At 69.4% G+C, this 26,705-nt stretch carries 30 protein-coding genes; 7 read left to right on the top strand and 23 right to left on the bottom strand.

From position 1 onward, the window contains the following. Nucleotides 1–194: 194 nt before the first annotated feature. From ruvC to PGN23_RS00555, 3 genes are all read right to left on the bottom strand, one after another. Complete coding sequence (ruvC, locus tag PGN23_RS00565; RefSeq protein WP_335302040.1) at nt 195–701, bottom strand: crossover junction endodeoxyribonuclease RuvC; 507 nt, start codon at nt 699–701, stop codon at nt 195–197. A gap of 108 nt (nt 702–809) precedes the next feature. Further along, nucleotides 810–1,553 (bottom strand): YebC/PmpR family DNA-binding transcriptional regulator, encoded by a 744-nt coding sequence (locus tag PGN23_RS00560; RefSeq protein WP_335300841.1) that lies wholly within the window; start codon nt 1,551–1,553, stop codon nt 810–812. 29 nt (nt 1,554–1,582) lie between these two features. After that, on the bottom strand, nt 1,583–2,125 hold the full coding sequence (locus tag PGN23_RS00555) for a DUF1003 domain-containing protein (protein ID WP_335300840.1): 543 nt from the start codon (nt 2,123–2,125) through the stop codon (nt 1,583–1,585). 113 nt (nt 2,126–2,238) lie between these two features. Here PGN23_RS00555 and PGN23_RS00550 point away from each other — a divergent pair, with 113 nt between their 5' ends. Next, entirely contained in the window at nt 2,239–3,702 is a 1,464-nt protein-coding gene (locus PGN23_RS00550) for an ATP-binding protein (RefSeq protein WP_335300839.1), read from the top strand. Between the two features lie 265 nt (nt 3,703–3,967). Here PGN23_RS00550 and PGN23_RS00545 read toward each other — a convergent pair whose 3' ends face one another. The 3 genes from PGN23_RS00545 to PGN23_RS00535 all read right to left on the bottom strand — a co-directional run bounded on the left by PGN23_RS00545 (nt 3,968) and on the right by PGN23_RS00535 (nt 6,337). Further along, the gene (locus PGN23_RS00545) at nt 3,968–4,498 is read right to left on the bottom strand and encodes a PilZ domain-containing protein (protein WP_335300838.1); all 531 of its coding nucleotides are present in this window, start codon (nt 4,496–4,498) and stop codon (nt 3,968–3,970) included. Nucleotides 4,499–4,601: 103 nt separating this feature from the next. After that, a complete protein-coding gene (locus tag PGN23_RS00540; RefSeq protein WP_335300265.1) occupies nt 4,602–4,868 on the bottom strand; it encodes a DUF2312 domain-containing protein in 267 nt (88 codons plus the stop codon). Between the two features lie 131 nt (nt 4,869–4,999). After that, nucleotides 5,000–6,337 (bottom strand): metal-dependent hydrolase family protein, encoded by a 1,338-nt coding sequence (locus PGN23_RS00535; protein WP_335300837.1) that lies wholly within the window; start codon nt 6,335–6,337, stop codon nt 5,000–5,002. A 74-nt stretch (nt 6,338–6,411) separates the two neighbouring features. Between PGN23_RS00535 and PGN23_RS00530 the strand changes: the two genes are divergently transcribed. Next, a complete protein-coding gene (locus tag PGN23_RS00530) occupies nt 6,412–7,200 on the top strand; it encodes a 2-keto-4-pentenoate hydratase (RefSeq protein WP_335300836.1) in 789 nt (262 codons plus the stop codon). Nucleotides 7,201–7,314: 114 nt separating this feature from the next. Here PGN23_RS00530 and PGN23_RS00525 read toward each other — a convergent pair whose 3' ends face one another. From PGN23_RS00525 to PGN23_RS00445, 17 genes are all read right to left on the bottom strand, one after another. Continuing rightward, complete coding sequence (locus PGN23_RS00525) at nt 7,315–7,623, bottom strand: GCN5-related N-acetyltransferase (protein WP_335300835.1); 309 nt, start codon at nt 7,621–7,623, stop codon at nt 7,315–7,317. 48 nt (nt 7,624–7,671) lie between these two features. Beyond that, nucleotides 7,672–7,875, bottom strand: coding sequence for a hypothetical protein (locus tag PGN23_RS00520; protein ID WP_335300834.1), 204 nt, complete (start codon nt 7,873–7,875; stop codon nt 7,672–7,674). A gap of 83 nt (nt 7,876–7,958) precedes the next feature. Beyond that, on the bottom strand, nt 7,959–8,636 hold the full coding sequence (locus PGN23_RS00515) for a PepSY domain-containing protein (protein WP_335300833.1): 678 nt from the start codon (nt 8,634–8,636) through the stop codon (nt 7,959–7,961). A gap of 7 nt (nt 8,637–8,643) precedes the next feature. Then, on the bottom strand, nt 8,644–10,038 hold the full coding sequence (lpdA, locus tag PGN23_RS00510) for a dihydrolipoyl dehydrogenase (RefSeq protein ID WP_335300832.1): 1,395 nt from the start codon (nt 10,036–10,038) through the stop codon (nt 8,644–8,646). A 42-nt stretch (nt 10,039–10,080) separates the two neighbouring features. After that, nucleotides 10,081–10,371: a GIY-YIG nuclease family protein gene (locus PGN23_RS00505; RefSeq protein ID WP_335300831.1), complete on the bottom strand. Its 291-nt coding sequence runs from the start codon at nt 10,369–10,371 to the stop codon at nt 10,081–10,083. Between the two features lie 120 nt (nt 10,372–10,491). Beyond that, a complete protein-coding gene (odhB, locus tag PGN23_RS00500; RefSeq protein WP_335300830.1) occupies nt 10,492–11,733 on the bottom strand; it encodes a 2-oxoglutarate dehydrogenase complex dihydrolipoyllysine-residue succinyltransferase in 1,242 nt (413 codons plus the stop codon). A gap of 53 nt (nt 11,734–11,786) precedes the next feature. After that, nucleotides 11,787–14,756 carry a 2-oxoglutarate dehydrogenase E1 component gene (locus PGN23_RS00495; RefSeq protein ID WP_335300829.1) on the bottom strand — a complete coding sequence of 990 codons (2,970 nt, stop codon included), beginning with the start codon at nt 14,754–14,756 and terminating at the stop codon, nt 11,787–11,789. A gap of 201 nt (nt 14,757–14,957) precedes the next feature. Next, complete coding sequence (gene sucD / locus PGN23_RS00490; RefSeq protein ID WP_335300828.1) at nt 14,958–15,842, bottom strand: succinate--CoA ligase subunit alpha; 885 nt, start codon at nt 15,840–15,842, stop codon at nt 14,958–14,960. Between the two features lie 50 nt (nt 15,843–15,892). Next, the gene (locus PGN23_RS00485; protein WP_335300827.1) at nt 15,893–16,189 is read right to left on the bottom strand and encodes a GIY-YIG nuclease family protein; all 297 of its coding nucleotides are present in this window, start codon (nt 16,187–16,189) and stop codon (nt 15,893–15,895) included. 53 nt (nt 16,190–16,242) lie between these two features. Further along, complete coding sequence (gene mdh / locus PGN23_RS00480) at nt 16,243–17,205, bottom strand: malate dehydrogenase (RefSeq protein ID WP_335300826.1); 963 nt, start codon at nt 17,203–17,205, stop codon at nt 16,243–16,245. Between the two features lie 216 nt (nt 17,206–17,421). Further along, nucleotides 17,422–18,525 (bottom strand): cell division protein ZapE, encoded by a 1,104-nt coding sequence (gene zapE, locus PGN23_RS00475; protein ID WP_335300825.1) that lies wholly within the window; start codon nt 18,523–18,525, stop codon nt 17,422–17,424. A 61-nt stretch (nt 18,526–18,586) separates the two neighbouring features. Further along, complete coding sequence (locus PGN23_RS00470) at nt 18,587–19,048, bottom strand: PaaI family thioesterase (RefSeq protein WP_335300824.1); 462 nt, start codon at nt 19,046–19,048, stop codon at nt 18,587–18,589. Between the two features lie 4 nt (nt 19,049–19,052). After that, nucleotides 19,053–19,835 carry a succinate dehydrogenase iron-sulfur subunit gene (locus tag PGN23_RS00465; RefSeq protein ID WP_335300823.1) on the bottom strand — a complete coding sequence of 261 codons (783 nt, stop codon included), beginning with the start codon at nt 19,833–19,835 and terminating at the stop codon, nt 19,053–19,055. A gap of 143 nt (nt 19,836–19,978) precedes the next feature. Beyond that, entirely contained in the window at nt 19,979–20,449 is a 471-nt protein-coding gene (locus PGN23_RS00460; RefSeq protein ID WP_335300822.1) for a VOC family protein, read from the bottom strand. Between the two features lie 14 nt (nt 20,450–20,463). Next, the gene (locus PGN23_RS00455; protein WP_335300821.1) at nt 20,464–21,258 is read right to left on the bottom strand and encodes a VOC family protein; all 795 of its coding nucleotides are present in this window, start codon (nt 21,256–21,258) and stop codon (nt 20,464–20,466) included. A gap of 16 nt (nt 21,259–21,274) precedes the next feature. Further along, complete coding sequence (locus PGN23_RS00450; protein WP_335300820.1) at nt 21,275–22,006, bottom strand: DUF1428 domain-containing protein; 732 nt, start codon at nt 22,004–22,006, stop codon at nt 21,275–21,277. Then, nucleotides 22,003–22,434: a VOC family protein gene (locus PGN23_RS00445; RefSeq protein WP_335302039.1), complete on the bottom strand. Its 432-nt coding sequence runs from the start codon at nt 22,432–22,434 to the stop codon at nt 22,003–22,005. The genes PGN23_RS00450 and PGN23_RS00445 overlap by 4 nt, the downstream gene beginning before the upstream one ends. Nucleotides 22,435–22,508: 74 nt before the next feature. On the opposite strand from PGN23_RS00445, the gene PGN23_RS00440 reads away from it, so the two are divergent. The 5 genes from PGN23_RS00440 to cobT are packed head-to-tail and all read left to right on the top strand — an operon-like array spanning nt 22,509 to nt 26,705. After that, nucleotides 22,509–23,192: a winged helix-turn-helix transcriptional regulator gene (locus tag PGN23_RS00440; RefSeq protein WP_335300819.1), complete on the top strand. Its 684-nt coding sequence runs from the start codon at nt 22,509–22,511 to the stop codon at nt 23,190–23,192. A gap of 55 nt (nt 23,193–23,247) precedes the next feature. After that, nucleotides 23,248–24,255 (top strand): cobaltochelatase subunit CobS, encoded by a 1,008-nt coding sequence (gene cobS / locus PGN23_RS00435; protein ID WP_335300818.1) that lies wholly within the window; start codon nt 23,248–23,250, stop codon nt 24,253–24,255. Continuing rightward, nucleotides 24,252–24,545, top strand: a complete 294-nt coding sequence (locus tag PGN23_RS00430) for a nucleotidyltransferase family protein (protein WP_335300817.1) — start codon at nt 24,252–24,254, stop codon at nt 24,543–24,545. The genes cobS and PGN23_RS00430 overlap by 4 nt, the downstream gene beginning before the upstream one ends. Next, a complete protein-coding gene (locus PGN23_RS00425; protein WP_335300816.1) occupies nt 24,523–24,882 on the top strand; it encodes a HepT-like ribonuclease domain-containing protein in 360 nt (119 codons plus the stop codon). The genes PGN23_RS00430 and PGN23_RS00425 overlap by 23 nt, the downstream gene beginning before the upstream one ends. Further along, entirely contained in the window at nt 24,882–26,705 is a 1,824-nt protein-coding gene (gene cobT, locus PGN23_RS00420; protein WP_335300815.1) for a cobaltochelatase subunit CobT, read from the top strand. The genes PGN23_RS00425 and cobT overlap by 1 nt, the downstream gene beginning before the upstream one ends.

Raw genomic sequence — 26,705 nt, 5'->3', positions numbered from 1 at the left:
GGCAGGAGCCCGGGGTTGCGGGTTCCATAAGGCGTTGATGTGCTGGGCCCTGGGCTCCTGCGTGCGCAGGAGCACGGCGTGGGCTGGGTGCTGTTGCGCCCGTTTGGCAAAGGTCCCGCCTTCGCCGGGGAACAGGAAACTGAGTTTCGCAGAGGTCTTGCCCCCGCGGGGATGACGGTCGGGAGCCGATGCGCCTAGGCGCCCGGCCGGGCGCGGCGCATCATCCCCTGCGCGCTCGCCATGTGATGCGCGTGGCAGATCGCGACCGCCAGCGCGTCGGCGGCGTCGGGCCCGGCGAGCTTCGCGCCCGGCAGCAGCACCGCCATCATCGCCTGGATCTGCCGCTTCTCCGCGCCGCCGGTGCCGACCACCGCCTTCTTGACGGTGGAGGGGTGATATTCCCCGATCGCCAGCCCCGATCCCCCTGCCGCCAGCAGCACGACCCCGCGCGCCTGCCCCAGTTTCAGCGTCGATTGCGCGTTGGTATTGCCCAGCACCTCCTCCACCGCCGCGCTGTCGGGCCGCTCGGCGCGAATGACGTCGATCAGCGCGGCATAGAGGTTGGTCAGCCGGCGCGGCAGCGGCGCGGACGGATCGGTGCGGATCTGTCCGTTGCCGATATGGCTGAGGCGGTTCCCCTCCGCGCGGATCACGCCCCAGCCGGTGGTGCCGAGGCCGGGGTCGAGGCCGAGGATAATCATGGGAAGGGCGAAACCATCAAAGCCCCTCTCCTTCAGGAGTTGCAGGTCGGTCATGCCCCCGGCATGACCGACCTGCAACTCCTGAAGGAGAGGGGCTTTCACGCAGGCTCACCCCAGCTTCGCCATCACCTCGTCGGACACCTCGTAATTGCCCCATACGGTCTGGACGTCGTCGTCGTCGTCCAGCGCGTCGATCAGTTTGAAGAGCGTCGCGGCGTCGCCCTCGCCGACCTCGACCATCGTCTGCGGACGCCAGGCGAGCTTCGCGCCCTCCGCCTCGCCCAGCACCGGCTCCAGCGCCTTGGCGACTTCGTGGAGGGCGGCCTGCTCGGTCCAGATCTCATGGCCTTCCTCGGACGAGGTGACGTCCTCCGCGCCCGCCTCCAGCGCCGCCTCGAACACCTTCTCCGCGTCGCCCGCGCTCGCCGGATAGGTGATGAGCCCGACGCGGTCGAAGCCGTGGCTGACCGATCCGCTCGCGCCCAGGTTGCCGCCGTTCTTGCTCACTGCGGTGCGCACGTTGGTGGCGGTGCGGTTGCGGTTGTCGGACAGCGCCTCGATGATGAGCGACACGCCGCCGGGGCCGAACCCCTCGTAGCGGATTTCCTCGTAATTCTCGGTGTCGCCCTTCGACGCCTTGTCGATCGCGCGCTGGATATTGTCCTTGGGCATCGACTGCGCCTTGGCGGCGTTCACCGCGGCGCGCAGGCGCGGGTTCATGTCCGGATCGGGCATCCCCATCTTCGCCGCGACGGTGATCTCGCGGCTGAGCTTGGAGAACATGCCGGAGCGCTTCTTGTCCTGCGCGCCCTTGCGGTGCATGATGTTCTTGAACTTGGAATGGCCTGCCATGATCGCCTCTGACGGATAATCCCGTGCCTTTAGGACGCCGGACCCGTGTTCGCCAAGCGATCGATTTTCGCCTCCAGCGTCGCCAGCCGTTCCGCCACCAGCGCGTCCAGCTTCTCGTGCAGCCGCAGGATCTCCAGCTCGGCGCGCAGGTTCGTCTCGTAATCCAGGCTCGCGGCGAGTCGGTCCTTCGCCGCCTGGCGGTTCTGGCTCATCATGATGACGGGCGCCTGGATCGCGGCCAGCGTCGACAGCATCAGGTTGAGGAAGATGTAGGGATAGGGATCGAACTGCCAGCCGAAGCGCGCCAGCACGTCGGTGTTGAGCAGCATCCACCCGACCAGCACCACGCTGAAGCCGATGATGAAGCCCCACGAGCCGCCGATCGCCGCCACCTTGTCGGCCAGCCGATCCCCGACGCTGGCGCGCAGGTCGGCCTCGTCCGCGGCGTCGCGCGCCACCAGCGTGCCCGCGTCCATACTGTCGAGGACGCGGCGTTCCTCCGCATCCAACGCGTGCGGGGATTTGCGCAGCAGGCGCAGCGCGAGGTCGGCGATCGGCGGGCGATGAGCCATGTCGGTTCCGTTCCGAAAGGTGCGGATGCGCCCTAGACCCGCGCACGGCGATCGCCAAGCGCGCGCAAACCGCTTGCCCCGACCCGCGGTCATGCGCCAAACGCGCAGCGATCATGACCGTTAGCGTGGACATGGGCACCGACACGTCGGGCGCGCCCGTGACGATGGACCTCGAGGAACTGCTCGCCACCCGGCTGCTCGTCCAGGGCAATTCTGGGTCGGGAAAGTCGCATCTGCTGCGCCGGCTGCTGGAGCGGTCCGCCGGGCAGGTGCAGCAGGTGGTGATCGACCCCGAGGGCGATTTCGTGACGTTGTCCGACCGCTACGGCCATGTCGTGATCGAGGGCGCGGACTATGCCGAGCGCGAGGTGGCGCGAATCGCCGCGCGCCTGCGCGAGCATCGCGCCAGCGTCGTGCTGTCGCTGGAGGGACTGGAGGCGGAGGGGCAGATGCGCTGCGCCGCGGGGTTCCTGAACGCGCTGTTCGATGCCCCGCGCGAACATTGGTATCCCGCGCTGGTGGTGGTGGACGAGGCGCAGCTGTTCGCCCCCACCACCGGGGGCGAGGTGGCGGAGGAGGTACGGCGCGCGTCGCTGTCGGCGATGACCAACCTGATGTGCCGCGGGCGCAAGCGCGGGCTGGCGGGCGTGATCGCGACGCAGCGGCTGGCGAAGCTCGCCAAGAACGTCGCGGCGGAGGCGTCGAACTTCCTGATGGGGCGCACCTTCCTCGACATCGACATGGCGCGCGCCGCCGACCTGCTGGGGATGGAGCGGCGGCAGGCGGAGGCGATCCGCGACCTGGCGCGCGGCACCTTCCTGGCGCTGGGCCCCGCGGTGTCGCGGCGTCCGCTGACGGTGCGCATCGGCGCGGTGGAGACGCAGGCGCGCAGCGGCAGCCCCAAGCTGGTGCCGCTGCCGCAGGCGGGCGCGGTCGATATGGCGGCGCTGCTCGACGTGACGCCGGACGCCGCACCGACGCTGCCGATGACGTTCGACCCGCGCCCGCGCCGCGTCCCCGAACAGGAATTGCTGGCGGAGATCGCCACGCCGCCGGCGCCCGGCATCCCCGCCCCGACGCTGCCCGATCGGTCGGAGGAGGAGGTCGAGGCGGTCTATGCCGAGGTCTTGCGCGCGATCGTCGAGGATCAGGAGAGCGCCGGCCGTCCCGCCGCGGTGCTGTTCCAGGATTTCCAGGTGCGCTGCCGCATGGCCGGCGTCGCGCGGCCCGCGCTGGACCTGCCCGCGTTCAGTCGCCGCCTGTCGTGCGCGCGCGCCGGCATCTTTGCGCCGGGCGCGCCGGAATGGGCCGGGGTGCTGGCGCTGGCGCAGGGGCTGCCCGACGACATGCTCGGCGCGTTCCTGCTCGTGGCGCGCGCCGCGCGCGACGGCGCGCCGTGTCCGTCCGACGGCGACATCGCGCACACCTACGGCACCAGCTCGACCGGGCGGGTGAAGCGGCTGATCGGCTATATCGAGAGCCGCGACCTGTTCGTGACGCGCACCGACCTGTCGGGGAAACGGTCGATCACGATCCCGCATCTCGGCTGGACGACCGCGGCTGCGGAGGCGGTGTAGCGGCCGTCGTCGGTGAATCGTCCGGCGGCACAGACGAAACCCCTGCGAACGTCCCTTCCTCGTCCTCCGGTGGAGGCGGAACCTGCGCGGCAATCTCCACCGTGCTCCTGCGCAGGCAGGAGCCCAGGGTTGCAAGTCTTACGAGGCGTTGTTCTGCCTGGCACTGGGCTCCTGCCTGCGCAGGAGCACGGCGTGGGCTCAGTCCCGTTACACCCGCTTTGCAAACGTCCCGCCTCCGCCGGGGCGGGATCGGGGGGTGAAGCGCCTATTTCCCCTCCAGCGCCTGTGTCACCGTATCGACCTTCTCGCTCAGCGCGCCATAGAGGATGCTGCCGCCCAGCCCGACCGCGGCGATGATCGTCAGGACGATGCCGACATATTGGAACATCGAGGAGAAGGCGCGCGACCGCTCGATGCTGCGCGCCATGCGGGCCTCGTGCGCCAGCCGGTTCTCGGCGCGGCGGTCGCCCCTGGCGTCTTCCTTCACCGCCTGCGGGCGGCTGGCCAGGCGCGGTTCGTCGATCAATGCCTTGACCGAGATGCGGTCCTGCGTGCGCACGCCGAAGAAGCGGCCCTTGCCCCACATCACGCGCCCGACGATCACGATCGTGCCGCGGCGGATCTCGATATAGCTGCCGGGCGCAGGCGGCGAGTCGGAGCCGCCCATCAGCCCGCGCGAGGAAACGTTGTGGATGACCACATCGGCCCAGGCGCTGCCGACCCGCATGCGCGACGGGATCAGGACGGTGATCCGCTCCTCGCGCGGGCGGAAGCCGGTTTGCAACTTTGCCAGCACGTAGGGGACCCGTTCCTCAGTCTTTCGAAGGGCCATCAATGCCCCCAAAGACCCAAGATGGCGTTAACGCGCCATCATTTCGGGTCACCGCGACGCTACGCGGTCACAGCATGCCCAGCGCCTGCATATAGACCTCCAGGATCGACTGTTCCTCTTGATATTCCTCACGCTTTTTCTTGCGGATCTGCAGGATCTTGCGGATCGCCTTCGCGTCGTAGCCGCGACTCTTGGCCTCCGCCATCACATCCTTGATGTCGTCGGCGATGCCCTTCTTCTCCTCTTCGAGCCGCTCGGCGCGCTCGATCAGCAGCCGGAGCTCGTCCGCTGCGACCTGACCGCCGCCCATGCCTTCGCCGCGTTCTTCTGCCATGTACCTGTCCCCGCAAAGAAAGACGCCGCCCGCGCCGCTGCGCGAATCATGGCGCAGGTCGGCGGACGGCGTGGTGAGCCCTGAATGGGTGCGGCGGCGCGTCTATCGTCCCGCGCCGCCGCGCTCAAGCGCTACGCGGCAGGCTGTTTGGCGACGACGCCCTTGTGCATCACGAAATCGACCTGCTCCAGCCGGCGCACGTCGTCCAGCGGGGAGCCGGTGACCGCGATGATGTCCGCGCGCTTGCCCGGCGCCAGCGTGCCCAGGTCGTCGCGGCCCAGCACCGTCGCTGCATCCACCGTCGCGCTGCGGATCGCCTGCGCCGGGGTCATCCCCAGGTCGATCAGCTGGACGAACTCGGTCGCATTGTCGCCGTGCTTCGACACGCCGGTGTCGGTGCCGAACGCGAACTTCACGCCCGCGGCGAAGGCGCGCTTGTGGCTGGCGTGCATCGCGACGGCGGCCGCCTCGGCCTTCGGGATCGTCGCCGGGGGCAGCGCACCGGAGCGGGCCTGCGCCAGCGCGGCGATCGGCGCGATCTCGGTCGGGACCAGCCACGCGCCCCTGGTCTTGAACAGGCGGATCGTCTCGTCGTCCAGATAGCTGCCGTGTTCGATCGAATCGACGCCGGCCTCCAGCGCGGCCTTCGTCCCCTCCGCCGCGTGGCTGTGCGCGGTCGCCTTGCGGCCCAGCGCGTGCGCGGTGTCGACGATCGCGCGCATCTCCTCGGGCGTCATCGCACGGCCCAGGCCGCCGGCGACGTTGGACAGCACGCCCCCGGTCGCCGCGAACTTAATGACCTGCGCGCCCAGCCCGACCTGCTGGCGCACCGCGCGGCGGCATTCGTCGGGGCCGTCGCACACGTTGATCTGATGCGCGTGGACCGCATCGGCCCATTCGGCGGCGAGCCCGTTGGTGCCGTCGCCATGCCCGCCGCTGACCGAGATCATGCTGCCGGCGTTGACGATGCTCGGCCCCTCGACATCGCCGCGCTCCACCGCGTCGCGCAGCGCACGGATCCCGCGCGGGTTGCCGCCCAGGTCGCGCACCGTCGTGAAGCCCGCGGCCAGCGTCTTCTTCGCATTGCCGACGCTGGTCATCATGTCGTCGGCATCGTCGGTGTTGAGCCGCGTCAGCCGCTCGCGCATCGGATCGCCGCCGATTCCCCACAGATGGACGTGCAGGTCGATCATGCCGGGCATCACGAACCGGCGCGACAGGTCGACCAGCGTCGCGCCGGCGGGCGGCGCGACGAAGCCGTCGCGAATCTCCGCCACCATGCCGTCGCGCACCACGATCGTGCTGTTGCCGCGCGGCGCCTGACCGGGCCGGTCGAGCAGGGTGCCCGCGTGGATGTAGGTGACCTGCGGCGCGGTGGCGGTGGCGGCGGGCGCGGCGGTCTGCGATGCGGCGGGCGCGGCCAGGACGACCGCGAGCGCGGTCGCGAACGATTTGAACATCTTCCCCATATCTCCCTGTTTTCGCTGGCAAGCATGCGCGGGAACCGCTGGCGCTTCAATAGCCGATGCAGCATGAGGCGGGGATGACGACGGCGAAGGAGATCGCGGCGCGCCTGGCCGCCGCACGGCGAACGCGTACCGCGCTGGCGGACTTTCCCGGGGATGTGCCGACGACGCTGGAGGATGCCTATGCGATCCAGCGGGCCGGCATCGCGCTGCGCGGCGAGGCGGCGATCGCGGGGTGGAAGGTCGGGCGCATCCCGCCCGACATGGCGGCGCGGCTCGGCGAGGATCGCTTCATCGGGCCGGTGTACTGCGACGACGTGGTCCTTGCGCCGGCGCGGGGGGAGGCGGTGTTCGCGCTGTTCGACGGCGGGTCCGCGGCGTTTGAGGCGGAGGTGGCGGTGACGCTGGGCGAGGTGCCCGACGATACGGCCCCGGCGACGCCGGAGCAGGCGCGCGCGTGGGTCGTCGCGGCGCATATCGCGGTGGAGGTGGCGGGCAGCCCGGTCGCGACGCTCCCTGCGCTGAAGGCGCTCGGGTCGATCCCGGATCAGGGCAACAACAACGGGCAGATCATCGGCGCGCGCCTCCCGCTGGACGCGCTCGACGATCCGGACACGCTGTCATGCACGACGCGGATCGACGGGGTGGAGATCGCCCGCGCCGCGGCCTCCGCGCTGCCCGGCGGCCCGATGGCGGCGCTCGCCTTCGCGGCGCGGCGCGTGGCGGCGATCGGGATGCGGTTGCGCGCGGGGCAGTTCGTCTCGACCGGCGCGATCACCGGCGTCCACGCGGTGCGCGCGGGACAGCGGTGCGAGGCCGATTTCGGGCGCTGGGGGACGATCACCTGCCGGGCGACCTGCTCTTAGGGGGATGCTACGGCCTTGACCCGTTCGTCATTGCGAGCGGAGCGACGCAATCCAGGGCAGCGCGCGGAACCCTGGATTGCTTCGCTACGCTCGCAATGACGGATCGATGTGACGTCACCCTGCTCTCGTCCTGCCGCGCCACGCCAGCGACCGGCGGTTCAGCGCGGTCAGATCGGCTTCGCCGCGGATCGCCGCCTCGCCGAGCGCGATCGCGCGCGCCAGCGTGTCGACGGGGGCATGGGTATAGGCCGGGCGTCCGGCGATGTGGTCGTACCACCGCCCGCCACAGGCATTGTCGAGCATGATGCGCTGGAAGCAGTGATCGGCCGATACCGGCCACCCGCGCGCCTGCGCCAGGCCGGGCAACAGCTCGCGCGTCAGCCTCAGCCAGTCGCGCTCCAGCGTGGTGCGGTCGATCGCCATGGTTCCTCGCCGCGCGGCCGGGAGGGCGCCGCGCGACGAGGAAGCGCGTCAGGCGCGATGTTGTTTCGCGGCGCGGTGATGACCGATCGCGCAGCCGGCGGCGGCACCGGCGAGCGCATGGCCCTTGCCGACCATATGGCCGCCGACCGCGCCGACCGCGGCACCCTTCAGGCAGCCCTTGGCCTCGGCCGGACCGGCGACCGCGAGCGACAGGCCGGCGAGCGCCATCACGAGGGGAGCACAGGCTTTCATGACGTTCCTTCTCCTTCTGCTTCGATACCGGAAGGATAGGCGCGTGGACCCGTCGCGACGCTGACGGAAGCATGAACTTTCGGTCAGGTGCGCCGTCGCCTGCGCCACACCGCGACCGGGAGCAGCACCATGCCCAGCACCGATGCGACGAGTGCCAGCGCGGCGCTGGCGATCAGGATCGCGTGGCTGGTATCCTCGCGCCCGCCCAGGTCCATGATGTGCAGCCCCCACATCCAGTCGAACGCGCGCCATTGCGGCGTGCGGATCGCCAGCAGCGTGCCCGTGTCGGCATCGAGATAGGCGTGCGTGCCGTCGTCATAGGCGACCTGCCACGACGGGCGCGCGCGGCGCAGGTCGAGCGGCGCGGCATCCGCGGCGAAGCGGGTGACGGAGACGATGGGGGCCGTCGCCTTGACCGACGCGCGGGCGAGCGCCAGCGCCTCGGCGCGCTCCACGCCGGGCAGGAGACGTCCGGTGGCTGCATCCGCGCGCCGTATCGCGCCGCCGGGCAGGGTGACGATCCAGCGCGGCGTACCGTGCTGCATCTCGATCGCCGCGGCGGTCGCACCGGCGGCGCGGGGCGCGGCGAGGGCGCTCGGCAGCGCCAGCGCGGGCGGCGCGGCCCGCAGCGCGGTACCGCGGACCTCGGCGATCGGGCGGGCGACCATCCACAGCCCGCTCGCGGTCCAGAAGATCAGCGGCACGCCGACGACCCAGCCGAGCCACAGATGGACCCGGCGCATCGTACGGCGAGCCGACATGGTCGGATCAGGCGTGGATCGGCTTGCCGGTCACCGCCATCGCGGCTTCCTTGATCGCCTCCGAATGCGTCGGGTGCGCGTGGCAGGTATAGGCGATGTCCTCGCTGGTGGCGCCGAACTCCATCGCTTGCGCGACCTGCGCGATCATCGTGCCGGCGGGCACCGCGATGATCCAGGCACCCAGCACGCGGTCGGTCCTGGCATCCGCGATGACCTTCACGAAGCCGTCCGGCTCGTGGTTGGTCTTGGCGCGGCTGTTGGCCAGCATCGGGAACTTGCCGACCTTCACCTCGCCCTTCTCCTTCGCGGCTTCCTCGGTCAGCCCGACGCCCGCGATCTCCGGCCAGGTGTAGACGACCGAGGGGATGATGTCGTGGTTCACGATGCCGTGCTGGCCGGCGATATTCTCGGCGACCGCAATGCCCTCGTCCTCGGCCTTGTGCGCCAGCATCGGACCCGGCACCACGTCGCCGATCGCCCAGACGCCGTCGACCGTCGTGCGGAAGTCGTGGTCGATGTCGATCTGACCGCGCTGGTTCGCCGACAGGCCCGCCGCCTCCAGGTTCAGCCCGTCGGTGTTGGCGCGGCGGCCGATCGACACGAGCACGCAATCCGCCTCGATCGTCGTCGCCTCGCCGCCCGCGGCGGGCTCCAGCGTCAGCGTGGCGCGGTCGCCGTCGACCGCGACGTTCGTGACCTTGGTCGACAGCCTGAACTCGATCCCCTGCTTCTTGAAGACCTTGTTGGCTTCCTTGCGGATGTCGCCATCGAAGCCGGGCAGGATCTGGTCGAGGAACTCGACGCACGTCACCTTCGCGCCCAGCCGGCGCCACACGCTGCCCAGCTCCAGCCCGATCACGCCGCCGCCGATGACGACCATGTGCTGCGGCACCTTGGGCAGCTCCAGCGCGCCGGTCGAATCGACCACGACCTTCTGGTCGATCGCGACGCCCGGCAGCGGGGTGACCGAGGAGCCGGTGGCGATGACGATGTTCTTCGCGGTGACGGTCTGGCCGGCGACCTCGACGCTGTGCGCGTCCCTGAACGCGGCCTTGCCCTTCAGCCAGGTGACCTTGTTCTTCTTGAACAGGAACTCGATCCCGCCGGTCAGCTGCTTCACCGCGTCGCGGCGCTGCGCGTGCATCGTCTCCAGGTCCAGCTCGACCTGGGTCCTGATCCCCAGCTTCGCCATCGTGCCGTTCGCGGCATGGTCGTACAGCTCGGAGGCGTGCAGCATCGCCTTCGACGGGATGCAACCGACGTTGAGGCAGGTCCCGCCCAGCGTCTCGCGGCTTTCCGCGCAGGCGGTCTTCAACCCCAGCTGCGCCGCGCGGATCGCCGCGACATACCCGCCGGGGCCGGCGCCGATCACGAGGACGTCATAGTCGTACTGGTCTGCCATTACCGATCCTTCCGTGCTCCGGCGCAGGCCGGAGCGTTGGCCTCACGCACAAACGTCAGCGAACAGGTCGCGCCAATCGGGGTTTCGCTCCTCGATCAGCCGCAACTTCCATGCGCGCTTCCATTTCTTCATTCGATATTCGCAGGCGCGCGCATCCTGCAGATCGTCAAAATATTCGTACCAGACGAGCAGCGTGCAATCCTTATCGCGTGAGTGCCCGTCAATCACGCGGTTGCGATGTTGCCACGCCCGTCGGGGCAAGTTGCTCGTCACACCCAGATACGTCTGCCCGCGGCGATGATTTGCCATCAGGTAGACGCAGCCGGCTTTCACCGGGCTACGCCCTCGCTGTGCTCCGGCGAAGGCCGGAGCGGTGGATGGCGAGCGGTATCCACAGCCGTCATCGCTCTCCCTCCAGCGCTCCGGCCTTCGCCGGAGCACGGTGTCTCTCAATCACAGGTCGATCAGGATCCGCGTCGGGTCCTCGATCGCGTTCTTCAGTGCGACGAGGAAGGTCACCGCCTCGCGGCCGTCGATCAGGCGGTGGTCGTAGCTGAGCGCCAGGTACATCATCGGGCGCACCACGACCTGCCCGTCGCGGACCACCGGGCGATCCTCGATGCGGTGGAGGCCCAGCACCGCGGACTGCGGCGGGTTGATGATCGGGGTCGACATCAGCGAGCCGAAGACGCCGCCGTTGGAGATGGTGAAGGTGCCGCCCTTCATCTCGTCCATCTTCAGCGTGCCGTCCTTGGCGCGCTTGCCGAAGTCGCCGATCGTCTTCTCGATCCCCGCGACCGACAGGTCCTGCGCGTCGCGGATGACGGGGACGACCAGCCCGTTGGGCGCGCTGACCGCGACCGAGATGTCGGCATAGTCGTGATAGACGATCTCGTCGCCCTCGGTCGAGGCGTTGACGCTGGGGATATCCTTCAGCGCCATCGTCGCGGCCTTCACGAAGAATCCCATGAAGCCCAGGCGGACGCCGTGCTTCTTCTCGAACAGGTCCTTGTACTTCGCGCGCGCCTCGATCACCGCGGTCATGTCCACGTCGTTGAACGTGGTCAGCATCGCGGCGGTGTTCTGCGCTTCCTTCAGCCGCTTGGCGATCGTCTGGCGCAGCCGCGTCATCTTGACGCGCTCTTCGTTGCGGCCGGTGGACGCGGCGACCGAGGGGGTCGGGGTCGAGGGCGCGGCGGGGGCGGGCGCGGGCTTGCTGGAGGCGGCGGCGGCGACATCCTCCTTGGTGATGCGGCCGTCCTTGCCGGTGCCCTTGACGGTCGAGGGGTCGACGCCGTGCTCCAGCACCGCGCGGCGCACCGACGGGGAAAGCGCCGCGGGCGAGTCGCTGCTGACGGGGGCTTCATTGTGGTTGCCGTAGCCGGCGGCCGGGGCGGACTCCGCCGATTCCGCGGGCTTGGCAGCGGCAGGCGCGGCCGGCGCGGCGGCGGCACCGTCACCGGACTCGATCGTGGCGAGCATCGCGCCCACCTCGACCGTGTCGCCCACCTTGACCGCATGCTGCCCCATCACGCCCGCGACGGGGGAGGGCACCTCGACCGACACCTTGTCGGTTTCCAGGCTGGCGATCGGCTCGTCGGCCGCCACCGGGTCGCCGGGCTGCTTCAGCCACTCGCCCAGCGTCGCCTCCGTGATCGATTCGCCCAGCGTCGGGACGGTTACTTCGGTCGCCATGATCGTCTCGCCTTCAAAAATCCTGGGGGGTGTCTGCCTGACGTGGTCGGTGGTCAGCCGGCGGGCTTGCCGGCCTTCTTCGTCGTCTCCGCCTCGCGGGTGCGGCGGATCTCGTCGCGCACGCTATGGCCCAGCGCGTCCGCGATCAGCGCGCCCTGCTCGGCCTGGTGGCGCTTCATCAGGCCGGTCGCGGGCGAGGCGGCGGCGGCGCGGCCGGCGTAGCGCGGACGCTTGACCGGCGCGGACGCGGTGCCCAGCGCCTCCTCGATGAACGGCTCGACGAAGAACCAATAGCCGTTGTTCTTCGGCTCTTCCTGCGCCCAGATCACCTCTTCCAGCTTCGGCATCCGCGCGATGCGCTTCGCCAGCGCGTCGGTGGGGAAGGGATAGAGCTGCTCGATGCGCACGATCTGCGTCGTCGTGTCGCCGGCCGCGTCGCGCGCCTCGATCAGGTCGTAGGCGACCTTGCCGGTGCACAGCACCAGCCGCGTCGTCTCCGCGTCCGCGGCACCGTTGGTGTCGGACAGGATGCGGCGGAAGTGGCTGTCGCCCTGGAAATCCGCCGCCTTCGACACCGCCAGCTTGTGGCGCAGCAGCGACTTGGGCGTCATCACGACCAGCGGCTTGCGGAAGGTGCGGTGCATCTGCCGGCGCAGCAGGTGGAAGTAATTGGCCGGCGTGGTGCAGTTGGCGACCTGCATGTTGTCGCCCGCGCACAGTTGCAGGAAGCGCTCGGGACGCGCCGAGCTGTGCTCCGGCCCCTGGCCCTCGTACCCATGCGGCAGCAGCATGACGAGACCGTTGGCGCGCAGCCACTTGGCCTCGCCGCTGGCGATGAACTGGTCGATCATGATCTGCGCGCCGTTGACGAAGTCGCCGAACTGCGCCTCCCACATCACCAGCGTCTTGGGATCGGCCAGCGCATAGCCGTATTCGAAGCCCAGCACGCCATATTCGGACAGCGGGCTGTCGAGCACCTCGAAGCTGCCGTGCTCGATCGTCCACAGCGGCACGTATTTGTGCTCGTCGTTCTGGTCGACCCACACCGCGTGCCGCTGCGAGAAGGTGCCGCGGCCCGAATCCTGCCCCGACAGGCGCACGCCGTACCCCTCGTGCAGCAGCGACCCGAACGCCAGCGCCTCGCCCGTCGCCCAGTCGATATTCTCGCCGGTGGCGAACATCTGCCGCTTGGCATCCAGCACGCGCGCCAGCGTCTTGTGGATCGCGATACTGTCGGGAACGGTCGTCAGCGTGCGGCCGATCGAGTCGAACAGCTTCATCTCGATCCCGGTGTCGACGCTGCGGCGCGACGTCTCCGGGTCGGCGGGGGCGTGGAGGCCCGACCAGCGGCCCGCGAACCAGTCCGCCTTGTTGGGCTTGTAGCTCGCGCCCGCCTCGAACTCGCCCTCCAGCAGCGTGGTGAACTGCGCAACGTTGTCGTCGAGCCACGCCTGGTCGATCACCTTCTCCGCGATCAGGCGCTTGCCGTAGATCTCGGAGACGGGCGGATGGCTGCGGATCGCCTTGTACATCAGCGGCTGGGTGAAGCCCGGCTCGTCGCCCTCGTTATGGCCGAAGCGGCGATAGCACCACATGTCGATCACCACGTCGCGGTGGAACGTCTGGCGATATTCCATCGCGATCTTGGTCGCGAAGGTCACCGCCTCGGGATCGTCGCCGTTGACGTGGAAGATCGGCGCCTGCACCCCCTTCGCCACGTCGGAGGGGTAGGGCGAGGAGCGCGCGAACTGCGGGCTGGTGGTGAAGCCGATCTGGTTGTTGATGACGAAATGGACGCAGCCGCCGGTGTTGTAGCCGCGGATGCCGGAGAAGCCGAAGCACTCCCACACGATGCCCTGGCCCGCGAAGGCCGCGTCGCCGTGGATCAGCACCGGCAGCGCGCGCGAATGCGTGTCGAGATCGCCCGCGATCGTCTGGATCGCGCGCACCTTGCCGAGCACGACCGGGTCCGCCGCCTCCAGGTGCGAGGGGTTGGCGACCAGCGACATATGCACCTTGTGCCCGTCGAACTCGCGGTCGGTGGAGGTGCCCAGGTGGTACTTCACGTCGCCCGACCCGCCGATGTCGTCGGGGTTGGCGGAGCCGCCCGCGAACTCGTGGAAGATCACGCGCAGCGGCTTGGCCATCACGTTCGCGAGCACGTTGAGGCGCCCGCGGTGCGCCATGCCGAAGACGATTTCGTTGACGCCCGCGGCACCGCCGTACTTGATGATGCTTTCCAGCGCCGGGATCATGCTCTCGCCGCCATCCAGCCCGAAGCGCTTGGTGCCGACGTACTTGCGGCCCAGGAACTTCTCCCACTGCTCGGCCTCGATCACCTTGTTCAGGATCGCCTTCTTGCCCGCGACCGTGAACTCGACGCCCTTGTCCTTGCCCTCCATGCGCTCCTGGAGGAACTTGCGCTCCTCGACATCGGCGATGTGCATATATTCCAGGCCGACGTTGCCGCAGTAATTGGCGCGCAGCGTGTCGACGACCTCGCGGATCGAGGCCCATTGCAGCCCCAGCGTGCCGCCCAGATAGACCGGGCGGTCGATGTCGGCGTCGGTGAAGCCGTAATATTCGGTGGTCAGGTCGGCGGGCAGCTCGCGCAGGCCCGACAGCCCGAGCGGATCGAGCTTCGCGGCGAGGTGGCCGCGCACGCGGTAGGTGCGCACCAGCATCTGCGCGCGGATCGCGTCGGCGGCGGCGCGCGCGATGTCCTCCTGCGACGGCGCGGGCGTCGCCGGCGCCGCGGCGGCGGGCTTGCCCTTCTGCGGCTTGGGCGCGGGTTCCATCTGCGTCGGGTCGAGCGCGGCGGTCAGATCGTCGGTGCTGGTCAGCGGCCAGCGGGCGTTGCTCCAGGACGGCGCGCTCATCGATCCCTCCAGCCCCTCGAAGAACGCGCGCCAGCCCGGCTCGACCGTATCGGGGCTGGTCTTGTACTTCGCATAGAGCGCGTCGATGAAGGCCGGCGATACGCCGCCCGCGATGTCACCGAAATCCTGGCCTTCGTAGCCCATTACCCGACTCCTTCCCTCTCCCCTTGTAGGAGAGGGTTGCGCAGACTTAGGCCCGCAGGGCCTTAGTCGTAGCTGGGTGAGGGGGGCGGTCCCTTCGCGGCCGCGCGCGCCTGCGGCGCGCAAACCCCTCACCCAACCTCCGCCAGGCAGCGATGCTGCCAAGCTTCGGTATCCCTCTCCCACAAGGGGAGAGGGGTATCATCACCCGTTCAGCACGCTCAGCAGCGTGGAACCCAGCTCCGACGGGGAGGCCGCGACCTTGATCCCGGCCTCTTCCATCGCCGCGATCTTGTCCTCGGCGCCGCCCTGGCCGCCCGACACGATCGCGCCGGCATGGCCCATGCGACGGCCCGGCGGCGCGGTGCGGCCCGCGATGAAGCCGGCCATCGGCTTTTTGCGGCCGCGCTTGGCCTCGTCCTTCAGGAACTGCGCCGCCTCTTCCTCCGCGGAGCCGCCGATCTCGCCGATCATGATGATCGACTGGGTCGCCTCGTCGGCCAGGAACAGCTCCAGCACGTCGATGAAGTTGGTGCCGTTGACCGGATCGCCGCCGATGCCGACCGCGGTGGTCTGGCCCAGGCCCGCGTTCGAGGTCTGGAACACCGCCTCGTAGGTCAGCGTGCCCGAGCGCGACACGACGCCGACCGAGCCCTTGCGGAAGATGTTGCCCGGCATGATGCCGATCTTGCACTCGCCCGGGGTCAGCACGCCGGGGCAGTTCGGGCCGATCAGCCGCGACTTGCTGCCCGACAGCGCACGCTTCACGCGCACCATGTCGAGCACCGGGATGCCCTCCGTGATCGTGACGATCAGCGGCACCTCGGCGTCGATCGCCTCCAGGATCGAATCCGCGGCGAAGGGCGGCGGCACGTAGATGACCGACGCGGTCGCGCCGGTGGCGGCGACCGCCTCGTGCACGGTGTTGTAGTTCGGCAGGCCCAGGTGCGTCGTGCCGCCCTTTCCGGGGGTGACGCCCGCGACCATCTGCGTGCCGTAATCGAGCGCCGCCTGCGTGTGGAAGCTGCCCGTGTTGCCGGTCATCCCCTGGGTGATGACCTTGGTGTTCTTGTCGACGAGGATGCTCATATCGTCTCCCTAGTGCCCCGGCGAAGGCCGGGGCCCAGTTACGGTGGCGGTCATGGTTGCGCGATCCGGTCGTAGAGGTCGTCCCATTCCGGGTTCAGCCCCTCGATCTCCCGCAACTTCCACGCCCGCTGCCACTCCTTCATCTGCAGCTCGCGATGGCGGGCTGCGTCGATGCTGTCATGCGCCTCGTACCATACCAGGCGATGACAGCCGTACTTTCTGGTGAAGCCGCCGATGACGTCGTTGCGATGTTCCCAGATCCGCTTGGGAAGATCGCTGGTAACGCCGATGTAGATCGTGCCGTTTCGTGCGCTCGCCATGATATAGACGAACCCGGCCTTTTCCACGTCGGGGCTTCTCCCAACTGGGCCCCGGCCTTCGCCGGGGCACTAAGACTTCCTTACGCCAGCGACCCGTCGATCCCCTTGCAGGCGACCAGCAGTTCCTTGACCGCGTCGACCGAGACCTGAAGGTTGGCCTTCGCCTCGTCCGACAGCGTCACCTCGACCACCTTCTCCACGCCGCCGGCGCCGATCACGACGGGCACGCCGACGTACAGATTGTCGATGCCATATTCACCCGACAGGTGCGCCGCGGCGGGCAGGATGCGCTTCTGGTCGTACAGATACGCCTCCGCCATCGCGATGCCGCTGGTGGCCGGCGCGTAATAGGCCGAGCCGGTCTTCAGCAGCGCGACGATCTCGCCGCCGCCGCCGCGGGTGCGCTTCACGATCTCGTCGACCTTCTCCTTGGTGGAGAAGCCCATCGCGATCAGGTCGCTGACCGGGATGCCGCTGACGGTGGAATATTCCAGCACCGGCACCATCGTGTCGCCGTGGCCGCCGAGCACGAAGGTATTCACGTCCTTCACCGACACGCCGAACTCGTCGGCGAGGAAGTGGCTGAACCGCGCCGAATCGAGCACGCCGGCCATGCCGACGACCTTGTTCGCGGGGAGCCCGGAGAATTCGCGCAGCGCCCAGACCATCGCGTCGAGCGGGTTGGTGATGCAGATGACGAACGCGTCGGGGGCGTTGGCCTTGATGCCCTCGCCGACCGCCTTCATCACCTTCAGGTTGATGCCCAGCAGGTCGTCGCGGCTCATGCCCGGCTTGCGCGCCACGCCGGCGGTGACGATGATGACGTCCGCGCCCGCGATGTCGGCATAATCGTTGGTTCCGGTGATCCTGGCGTCGAAGCCCTCGACGGGGCCGCACTGCGACAGGTCCAGCGCCTTGCCCTGCGGCACGCCCTCGACCACGTCGAACAGGACGATGTCGCCCAGGCCCTTGAGTGCGGCCAGGTGCGCGAGCGTACCACCGATATTGCCGGCGCCGATCAGCGCGATCTTCTTGCGAGCCATCCCATCCCCTTCCGTGCGTTGACGTGCGTGTGAATGGTCATGCCGCCTACGCCCTTCGCCACCCAGGGGCAACCCGCTAACGCACGAGTCTTAAAACTTTTACTGCAAATGGTTCGCAGGATCGATAAGCGCGCCTTTCGGCTTGGCGGCCCGTGCGCGGCATCGTTTCGTGGCAACTTCGTCATCTTCCGCCCGTCTCGCCGGTCCGCAGCGCAGCTAGGCGACCTCGCCCGTCGCGCCATGTCCCTGCCGGAGGTATTCCTCCGACCGCATCTCCTCCAGCCGGCTGACCGTGCGCTGGAACTCGAACGCGCCGTCGCCGCGCGGATACAGCTGGTCGGGCTGCGCGTCGGCGGCGGCGAGCAGCTTCACCTTGTGCTCGTACAGCGCGTCGATCAGGCTGACGAAGCGCGCGGCCTCGTTGCGATTGTCGGGGCCGAGCACCGGCACGCCGACGAGGATGACGGTGTGATAGCGTCGCGCGATCGCCAGATAGTCGGCCGACCCGCGCGCTTCGCCGCACAGCTTCCTGAAGCTGAAGACCGCGACCCCCTTCAGCGCCTTCGGCACGCGCAGCGCGCGGCCCTGGACGATCAGCTCCTCCGCGGGCACGTGCTCGCGATCCTCGGGCGGATAGTCGGTCAGGCGGAAGAAGGCAGCGGACAGTTCCGCGGTCGCCTCCGCGCCGTTGGGGACCAGCCAGGTATCCTGCTGCCCCAGCCGGTCGCGGCGATAGTCGACCGGGCCGTTGAGCGCGAGCACGTCGAGCCGCGCCTCGATCAGCGCGATGAAGGGGAGGAAATGCTCGCGGTTGAGCCCGTTCTTGTAGAGGTCGGACGGCGCGCGGTTGGAGGTGGTGACGATCGTCACCCCGGCCTCGATCAGCGCGGTGAACAGCCGCGACAGGATCATCGCATCGGGGCTGTTGGTGACCATCATCTCGTCGAACGCCAGCAGCCGCGCCTCCTCCGCCAGCGCGGCGGCGACCGGGGGGATGGGGTCGCCCGCTTCCTTGCGCCTCTCGATCGCGATCCGGCCGTGGACCTCCAGCATGAATTCGGCGAAATGGACGCGGCGCTTCCGCTCGATCGCCGCCTCGCTGAAGAACAGGTCCATCAGCATCGACTTGCCGCGGCCGACGCCGCCCCACAGGTAGATGCCCCGCGCCGGCACCGCGCGGCGGCGGAAGAAGCCGGTGGTGCGCGGGTTCGCCAGCTCCTGCGCCAGCGCATCGAGCCGCTCGGCGGCGGCGCGCTGTTCGGGATCGGGGCGCAGCTCGCCCGCGGCGATCAGCTGGTCGTAGGCGTGGAGTACCGTCATCTCGTTCCCGTCATGCCGGCTGGTTGTCGTCGCCACGCTCGCGATGACGGCGCGTCCGCGGCTACCGCCCCGGCTTGCGGATCGTGCCGGAGAATTCGGCGACCGTGTCGCTGCCCTGCACCACCAGCCCGCGCAGGAACAGCAGCCGGCCGGTTTCGCGCAGCAGCTCCACCTGCGCCTCGACCGTCTCGCCGATGCGCCCGCCGCCGATGAAATGGGTGTTGAGGTCGAGCGTCACCGCCGCCCCCGCGCCGATCAGCCCGAAACTGCGCGCCGCAGCGAACAGCGAGACGTCGATGAAGCCCAGCAGCGCGCCGCCGTGCATCCGGTCGGCGAGGTTGGAATGCTGCCGCTCGGGCGTCATCCGCACGAACGCGCGCCGGTCCCCCGCGCGGACGATCATCTCGCCCAGAAAGGCGTTGTACCGCGTCGGATCCCTGAACCCCCAGCGCATCCAGCCGGGATGGTCGGGATGTTCCTCGTAGAGAAACTCGGGCCGGGGTTCGTCGTCGTATCGCTCCACGGGATCAGACGATCCGCTCGACTTCCATCTTCTTGATCTCGGCGATCGCCTTGGCCGGGGACAGCCCCTTGGGGCAGGCGTTGGCGCAGTTCATGATCGTGTGGCAGCGGTACAGGCGGAACGGATCCTCCAGCGCGTCGAGCCGCTCGCCGGTCATCTCGTCGCGGCTGTCGGCCAGCCAGCGATAGGCCTGGAGCAGGATCGCCGGGCCCAGGAACTTGTCGCTGTTCCACCAGTAGCTGGGGCACGAGGTCGAGCAGCAGGCGCACAGGATGCACTCGTACAGGCCGTCGAGCTTCGCGCGCTCCTCGGGCGACTGGAGCCGTTCCTTGCCCGCGGGCGGCGGGGTGACGGTCTGCAGCCACGGCGTGATCGAGGCATATTGCGCGTAGAAGCGCGTGAAGTCGGGCACCAGGTCCTTGATGACGTCCATCGCGGGCAGGGGCGTGATCTTCACCTCGCCCTTCACGTCCTCGATCGCGGTGGTGCAGGCGAGGCCGTTCTTGCCGTCGATGTTCATCGAGCACGAGCCGCAGATGCCCTCGCGGCAGGAGCGGCGGAAGGTCAGGCCGGAGTCCTGCTCCGACTTGATCTTGATGAGGGCGTCGAGGACCATCGGGCCGCATTCGTCGAGGTTGACCTCGAACGTGTCGTAGCGCGGGTTTTCGCCCGAGTCGGGATCGTAGCGATAGATCTTGAAATTGCGCATCGCACCGCCGGGTTGCGGCGAGGGGATCGTGCGTCCGCCCTTAATCTTGCTGTTCTTCGGGAGCGTGAACTCGGCCATGCGCGCGTCTCGTCTAGTCGGTCGGCTACCGGCACGCACCACCGCGCGCCGGTCCCGGTCTGGGGCAGGCGGGTACAGGATCGCGGCGGCGGCCGCAAACCTGCGCCCTCTGGTCCGCCTAAGTAGCGTCTAAGCCGGGCGGCTCAAGAGGCTATCGCACGCTCCAGCGCGGCAATGTCGATGCGGCGCATCTCCATCATCGCCGCCATCGCCCTGGGGGCGTGGACGGGATCGTTGTTCAGCTCCAGCAGGCGTCGCGGCGTGATCTGCCACGACACGCCCCAGCGATCCTTGAGCCAGCCGCACGCGCTCTCGGTCCCGCCACCCTCGATGAAGGCGTCCCAGTAAAGATCGACCTCCGCCTGATCCTCGCACAGGACCATCAGCGACGCCGCCTCGCTCTGGCGGAAGGCGGCGCCGCCGTTGAGCAGCGCGAAGGCGCGTCCCGCCAGCGTGAACTCGACCGTCAGCACCGCGCCCGCCGGGGTGGAGGGATTGTCGAGCGGCGCCCGCATTGTGCGCGTGATCGCGCTGCCGGGGACGAGGGCGGTGTAGAAGCGCGCCTGCTCCTCCGCGGTGCCGTCGCACCACAACCACGTCGTGACCTTGTCCATCGCTTTTCCCCCGATCAGCCGCGGCGTGGGCCGACGACGCCGAAGGAGGCGCCGTGCGGGTCGCGCGCGACCACCGAATAGCGCCCGCCGGGTATCGCGTCCGGCCCCTGCACGACGGCGCCGCCGCCCGCGCCGACGCGCGCCGCCGCGGCGTCGATGTCGTCGACCGCGAAGTAGATGCACCAGCCCGGCGCGCCGCCCGGCGGGGTGTTCATCGCTGCGCCGATCGCGGTCGGGCCGGCGTGGACGAACTTGTAGTCGCCCAGCGCCCCCATCGGCATCGCGCCGGCCTGGTGCCAGCCGAGCAGCCCGGCGTAGAAGGCGACGGCACGATCCTGATCCGCGGCGGTCAGCTCGTTCCACACCGCGTGGCCGGGGGCGGGCGCATCGCCCGGCTGGAACGCCTGCGAGCGATCGGCGGCGGGGCCGTTCATGACGTAAAAGCGGTGCCCGTCGGGATCGATCAGCAGCGCGATCCGCCCCGTGCCGGGCAGGTCGACGGCGGGCATCGGCGCCTGCGCGCCGGCGGCGACCGCGGCCGCGATCGTGGCATCGACATCGTCCACCGCGGCATAGAAGCACCAGCCCGGCGCCATTCCCGCGAAAGGCGGCGGTGCCATCAGCCCGCCGATCCGCTCGCCGTCGGGCGCGACCCACTCGCGATAGTCGAACTGGTTCTCGCCCGGCGGCGGGGGCGGATCGTCGGGGGCGGTGGTCCAGCCCAGGACGTGGCCGTAGAAGGCCTCGGCCGCATCGGGATCGGGGCTGACCAGCTGGTACCAGACGGGGGTGCCGTGGGGGTTGGTCATCGTGCGTCTCCCGTGGTCAGGCGGTGCGGTCGAGCAGGACCGCGAATCCGCCGAAGATCATGCGCTGGCCGTTCCATGGCGGATCGCCCGCCGCGGTCATGCGCCCGTCGGCCATCAGGCGCGCCCAGGCGTCGTCCCGGACCGCTCGCGACGGCCATTCCACCCAGCCGAAACCGACCTCCTCCCGGTCCTCGATGGCGACCGCCCGCGCGAAATCGGTGACCTCCCCGGCCGGCACGTCGTCCGCGATCGCGTCGATGACGCGGAGCGCGCCGTGCTCGACGAAGAGCGGCGCGAGCGCCGCGGCATGATCGCGATAGGCGTCGCGCGCGCCACCGCGGACCGGCAGCACGACGCCATCGACGAATCCGGCCTTGCCGCCCCCGCCCCCGCCGACGACGTCGCTGACCGAGGCGAAGCCGCCGTAGATCATGCGACGCGCGTCGAACGGCATGTCCCGCCCCATGTCCGCGAAGCGCGGATCGCTGCGGATACGGTCGTTGGCCGCGTCGCGGGTGGCGCGATCGGGATATTCGAACCAGCTGAACAGCACCGCCTCGTCCGGCGTCGCCTGCACCGCGCGGTGCATGTCGGTGCGCACGCCGTGCGGCACGTCCTCGCCCCATGTCTCGACCAGGCGGGTGACGCCCAGCTCCAGGAGCAGGTCGGCGGCGCGATCCGCATGGGCGCGATAGGCGTCCCGCCGGGCGACGGGGACGGGGGTGAGGAACCCTTCGATATAGGTCATGCCGCCGCTCCGGCGGCGGCGTTCTGTTCGGCGATGACGTCCTGCGCGCCCGCCGCCATGAACATGGTCTCCCAGGTGTGGCCGTCGGGATCCTCGAACGCGCCGCCGTACATGAAGCCCTGATCCTCGACCGCGCGCACGACCCGCCCGCCCGATGCGGGCGCCGCCGCCATGATCGCATCGACGCCCGCGCGGTCGTCGAAGGAGAGGCAGTAGAGCGCGGCGCTGGCGGCGTGGGCGTCGGCGATCGGTTTGTTGGTGAAGGTGGCATAGAACGCATGGTCGAGCAGCATGACCTTGATCGCGTCGGACCATTCCATCGCGCTGGCCTGCGCGTTCGAGAAGGCGGGGTTCTGTGCGAAGCCCAGCGCCGTATAGAAGGCGGTGGCGCGCGCCACGTCGGCGACGGGCAGGTTGATGAAGATCATCTTGGTCACGGCATCGCTCTCCCTTGCGACTCGTCGTTTGCGGACGATGCGCCGATCGGTTAGTAAAAACAACCATGAAGTCAGAAAAGATAACCCCTGGCCCGGCGCGCTGGTACGACGATGCCTGCGGCACCGCGCTGGGCCTGGAGTTGCTGGGCGAGCGCTGGTCGATGTTGGTGGTGCGCGAGCTGATGTTCGGCGCGCGCCGCTTTTCGGAGCTGCGGAGCGGACTTCCCGGGGTCAGCGCCAACGTGCTGACGCAGCGGCTCGAGGGGCTGGCGCGCGCGGGCGTGCTGGTGCGGCACGGCGCGCCGTCGCCGCGCTACGAGCTGACGTGCTGGGGGTACGAGGCGGAGGAGACGATCCAGGCGCTGGGGCGCTGGGCGGCGCGGTCGCCGGCGCACGACCCGACGCTGCCCTTGTCCGCGGCGTCGATGATGCTGTCGCTGCGCACGATGATCGACCCCGCGCGCGCCGGGGGCATGGCGCTGACGATCGGCTTCCGCTTCCCGCGCGACTCCTTCGTCGCGGGCCTGTCGGCGGGCGAGCTGCCGATCGTGCGCGCGCCCGTGGCCGGCGACATGGTGTTCGAGGCGGTGCCCGAGGTTCTCGCGGGCGTCATCTACGGCAAGCGGCCGATCGCGGCGGCGGAGGCCGCGGGCGAGTTGGCGTTCCATGGCAACCGCGCCGCCGCCGAGGCGTTCATCGACCTCTTCCACCTGCCGGAGAAGGCACGGGCGCCGCACGCGCCGGGTTGACGCGGGCGCGATCCCTTCTCACTGGTTGGGCCTACTCCAGCGAACGGCTTATCCGATGACCGATATCCCGAACACTCAGCCCGACAGCCGGGACACCACGATCCTGGACGCCCCCGACAAGATGGTCAGCGTGCGCGAGCTGTTCGGGATCGACAGCGACATGGAATGCCCGGCCTTTTCCGAGGCGGACGAGCGCGTCCCCGACCTGGACCCCGCCTATGTGTTCGATCCCGACACCACGATGGCGGTCGTCGCGGGCTTCGCGCACAACCGGCGCGTGATGGTGCAGGGCTATCACGGCACCGGCAAGTCGAGCCATATCGAGCAGGTGGCGGCGCGGCTGAAATGGCCGTGCATCCGCATCAACCTGGACGCGCACATCAGCCGTATCGACCTGGTCGGGCGCGACGCGATCGTGCTGAAGGACGGCCAGCAGGTGACCGAATTCCGCGAAGGCCTGCTGCCGTGGGCGCTGCAGACCCCGACCGCGCTGGTCTTCGACGAATATGACGCCGGTCGCCCCGACGTGATGTTCGTGATCCAGCGCGTGCTGGAGACCGAGGGCAAGCTGACGCTGCTCGACCAGAACCGCGTCATCCGCCCGAATCCGTGGTTCCGCCTGTTCGCGACCGCCAACACGATCGGGCTGGGCGACACCAGCGGGCTGTACCACGGCACGCAGCAGATCAACCAGGGGCAGATGGACCGCTGGAATGTGGTCGTCACGCTCAACTACCTGCCCGCGGTCACCGAGGCGCAGATCGTGCTCGCCAAGTCGGGCGAATATGACAGGCCCGAGGGCAAGAAGGTGGTGGAGAACATGGTCCGCGTCGCCGACCTGACGCGGCGCGGCTTCGTCAACGGCGACATCTCGACCGTGATGAGCCCGCGCACCGTCATCACCTGGGCGCAGAATGCGATGATCTTCGGCGACGTGGGCTTCGCGTTCCGGCTGTCGTTCCTCAACAAGTGCGACGAGGCGGAGCGCTCGCTGGTGGCGGAATATTACCAGCGCGTGTTCGGCAAGGACCTGCCGGAGAGCGTCGTGGGGAAGGCCGGATGACGCGCGCCGAAGCTTTGCGACGCTTGCGGACCCACCGCGCGGACCTGCGCGCGATGGGGATCGAACATGTCGCAATCTTCGGCTCGACCGCGCGCGAGGAAGCGGACGCTCGGTCCGACCTCGATCTGGCGGTGACGTTGCGCACCGACATGCGGCTCGGCTGGGACTTCTTCACGCTGGACGACCGCGTCAGCGCGCTGTTGGGCGTTCCGGTGGACATCGTGACCGAACCCGCCGACCGGCCGCGGCTTCAGGCGGAGATCGACCGTGACCGCATCGACGCTTTCTGAGCGTGCGAAGTCCCGGCTGCGCGACATGATCGAGGATGCCGATCGGGTGGCGACGTTCATCGATGGAATGTCGGTTCATACGTTCGCCGCCGACGAGCGCACGATCTTCGCGGTCGAACGATTGCTTCAGCGCATCACCGAGGCGGTGATCCAGATCCCGGCGGACGAGGCCGTTCGGCTGGGGCCGGATGTGCCGGTGGCGAAGATGCGGGCCTTCGGCAACCGCCTGCGCCACGAATATCGCAACATTGCGCGGGACATCATCTTCGATCTCGCGCGTATCGAGGTGCCGCTTATCCGTGCGGCGGCCGAGCTTGCCTTGGAAATGGACGGTTGATGGCCAACGACACCCCCCTCGACCGCTTCAAGAACGTCCTCGGCGGGGCGGCGCGTGCGCTGTCGGACGAGGCGGAACTGGAGCTGGCCTTTACCGCCGACGCCCCGGCGCAGTCGGGCAAGCATCTGAAGGTGCCGATGCCCGCGCGCACGCTGCCCGCGGATCAGGTGGCGGAGGCGCGCGGGTTCGCCGACAGCTTCGCGCTCAGGCTGCGGCATCACGATACCGCGCTCCACACGCGCGCCGCGCCGGCGGAGGCGGTGGCGCGCGCGGTGTTCGATGCGGTGGAGACGGCGCGGATCGAGGCGCTGGGGAGCCGCGGCTACCAGGGGATCAGCGACAATCTGGCGAGCGCGATGGACGTGCGGCTGCGCGCCGACCCGATCACGCGCGCGCGCAACCGTGCCGAGGTGCCGCTGTCGACCGCGCTCCAGCTGCTGGTGCGCGAGGCGCTGACCGGGCAGCCCGCGCCGGTGGCGGCGGAGCCCGGCCTTGCGCTCGTGCGCGAATGGATCGGCGAGAAGACCGACCTCTCCGCCCTCGCGCTCGCGCTCGACGACCAGCGCGCGTTCCAGGGACTGACGCGCAAGTTGCTGGAGGATCTGGAGCTCGTCGAGGGCGAGGCGGAGCCGCAGGAAAGCGACGAGGGCGGCGAGGAGGAGGCCGGCGACGAGAGCGGCGATACCGACGAATCGGACGAGGGCGATGCGCAGGGCGCCGAGGGCGAGCAGCAGGTCGAGCAGCGCGGCCAGCAGCGCGACGAGGAGCAGGCCGAGGGCGAGAGCGAGCAGCAGGAGGGGGACGACCTCCACGATGCCGAGGGCGAGCCGGGCGACGACGGCGAGGAGGGGATGCAGCCGGTCCGCCCCAACCGTCCCCCCGCCGACATGTCGCAGGCGTTCGACTATCGCACCTGGACGACCGACTTCGACGAAGTGGTCGCCGCGACCGAGCTGTGCGACGCGGAGGAGCTGGCGCGGCTGCGCGGCTATCTCGACCAGCAGCTGGTGCACCTGCAATCCGCGGTCTCGAAGCTCGCCAACCGGCTCCAGCGGCGGTTGATGGCGCAGCAGTCGCGTTCGTGGGACTTCGACCAGGACGAGGGATTGCTCGACGCGGCGCGGCTGGCGCGCGTGGTCGTCAACCCGATGCAGTCGCTGAGCTACAAGATCGAGCGCGATACCGAATTCCGCGATACGGTTGTCACGCTGCTGATCGACAATTCGGGATCGATGCGCGGGCGCCCGATCTCGATCGCGGCGATCAGCGCGGACATATTGGCGCGCACGCTGGAGCGGTGCGGGGTCAAGACCGAGATCCTGGGCTTCACGACGCGCGCGTGGAAGGGCGGGCAGAGCCGCGAGACGTGGCTCGCCGCCGGGCGCCCGCCGCAGCCCGGGCGGCTCAACGACGTCCGCCACATCGTCTACAAGATGGCGGACGAGCCGTGGCGGCGCGCGCGCAACTCGCTGGGCCTGATGATGCGCGAGGGGCTGCTGAAGGAGAATATCGACGGCGAGGCGCTGATGTGGGCGCATGCCCGGATGATGGCGCGGCCCGAGGAGCGGCGCATCCTGATGGTCATCTCCGACGGCGCGCCGGTCGACGATTCGACGCTCAGCGTGAACTCCGGCTCGTATCTGGAGCGGCATCTGCGGCAGGTGATCGCGTGGATCGAGAAGAAGTCGCCGGTCGAGCTGGTGGCGATCGGGATCGGCCACGACGTGACGCGCTATTACAGCCGTGCGGTGACGATCATGGATGCCGAGCAGCTGGGCGGCACGATCATCGAGCAGCTGGCCGCGCTGTTCGACACCAAGTGA

Origin of the sequence: Sphingomonas adhaesiva (genome assembly GCF_036946125.1) — a bacterium.
Lineage (GTDB): Bacteria > Pseudomonadota > Alphaproteobacteria > Sphingomonadales > Sphingomonadaceae > Sphingomonas > Sphingomonas adhaesiva_A.
The sequence above is the reverse complement of the archived record's forward strand: the minus strand, read 5'-3'. Positions and strand labels throughout refer to the sequence as shown.

Excerpts from the sequence above, each read along its gene's own strand:
- ruvC (WP_335302040.1), bottom strand. The coding sequence starts at position 701 with ATGATTATCCTCGGCCTCGACCCCGGCCTCGGCACCACCGGCTGGGGC.
- PGN23_RS00560 (WP_335300841.1), bottom strand. The coding sequence starts at position 1,553 with ATGGCAGGCCATTCCAAGTTCAAGAACATCATGCACCGCAAGGGCGCG.
- PGN23_RS00555 (WP_335300840.1), bottom strand. The coding sequence starts at position 2,125 with ATGGCTCATCGCCCGCCGATCGCCGACCTCGCGCTGCGCCTGCTGCGC.
- PGN23_RS00550 (WP_335300839.1), top strand. The coding sequence starts at position 2,239 with ATGACCGTTAGCGTGGACATGGGCACCGACACGTCGGGCGCGCCCGTG.
- PGN23_RS00540 (WP_335300265.1), bottom strand. The coding sequence starts at position 4,868 with ATGGCAGAAGAACGCGGCGAAGGCATGGGCGGCGGTCAGGTCGCAGCG.
- PGN23_RS00535 (WP_335300837.1), bottom strand. The coding sequence starts at position 6,337 with ATGGGGAAGATGTTCAAATCGTTCGCGACCGCGCTCGCGGTCGTCCTG.
- PGN23_RS00530 (WP_335300836.1), top strand. The coding sequence starts at position 6,412 with ATGACGACGGCGAAGGAGATCGCGGCGCGCCTGGCCGCCGCACGGCGA.
- PGN23_RS00525 (WP_335300835.1), bottom strand. The coding sequence starts at position 7,623 with ATGGCGATCGACCGCACCACGCTGGAGCGCGACTGGCTGAGGCTGACG.
- PGN23_RS00520 (WP_335300834.1), bottom strand. The coding sequence starts at position 7,875 with ATGAAAGCCTGTGCTCCCCTCGTGATGGCGCTCGCCGGCCTGTCGCTC.
- PGN23_RS00515 (WP_335300833.1), bottom strand. The coding sequence starts at position 8,636 with ATGTCGGCTCGCCGTACGATGCGCCGGGTCCATCTGTGGCTCGGCTGG.
- lpdA (WP_335300832.1), bottom strand. The coding sequence starts at position 10,038 with ATGGCAGACCAGTACGACTATGACGTCCTCGTGATCGGCGCCGGCCCC.
- odhB (WP_335300830.1), bottom strand. The coding sequence starts at position 11,733 with ATGGCGACCGAAGTAACCGTCCCGACGCTGGGCGAATCGATCACGGAG.
- PGN23_RS00495 (WP_335300829.1), bottom strand. The coding sequence starts at position 14,756 with ATGGGCTACGAAGGCCAGGATTTCGGTGACATCGCGGGCGGCGTATCG.
- sucD (WP_335300828.1), bottom strand. The coding sequence starts at position 15,842 with ATGAGCATCCTCGTCGACAAGAACACCAAGGTCATCACCCAGGGGATG.
- mdh (WP_335300826.1), bottom strand. The coding sequence starts at position 17,205 with ATGGCTCGCAAGAAGATCGCGCTGATCGGCGCCGGCAATATCGGTGGT.
- zapE (WP_335300825.1), bottom strand. The coding sequence starts at position 18,525 with ATGACGGTACTCCACGCCTACGACCAGCTGATCGCCGCGGGCGAGCTG.
- PGN23_RS00465 (WP_335300823.1), bottom strand. The coding sequence starts at position 19,835 with ATGGCCGAGTTCACGCTCCCGAAGAACAGCAAGATTAAGGGCGGACGC.
- PGN23_RS00460 (WP_335300822.1), bottom strand. The coding sequence starts at position 20,449 with ATGGACAAGGTCACGACGTGGTTGTGGTGCGACGGCACCGCGGAGGAG.
- PGN23_RS00455 (WP_335300821.1), bottom strand. The coding sequence starts at position 21,258 with ATGACCAACCCCCACGGCACCCCCGTCTGGTACCAGCTGGTCAGCCCC.
- PGN23_RS00450 (WP_335300820.1), bottom strand. The coding sequence starts at position 22,006 with ATGACCTATATCGAAGGGTTCCTCACCCCCGTCCCCGTCGCCCGGCGG.
- PGN23_RS00445 (WP_335302039.1), bottom strand. The coding sequence starts at position 22,434 with ATGATCTTCATCAACCTGCCCGTCGCCGACGTGGCGCGCGCCACCGCC.
- PGN23_RS00440 (WP_335300819.1), top strand. The coding sequence starts at position 22,509 with ATGAAGTCAGAAAAGATAACCCCTGGCCCGGCGCGCTGGTACGACGAT.
- cobS (WP_335300818.1), top strand. The coding sequence starts at position 23,248 with ATGACCGATATCCCGAACACTCAGCCCGACAGCCGGGACACCACGATC.
- PGN23_RS00430 (WP_335300817.1), top strand. The coding sequence starts at position 24,252 with ATGACGCGCGCCGAAGCTTTGCGACGCTTGCGGACCCACCGCGCGGAC.
- cobT (WP_335300815.1), top strand. The coding sequence starts at position 24,882 with ATGGCCAACGACACCCCCCTCGACCGCTTCAAGAACGTCCTCGGCGGG.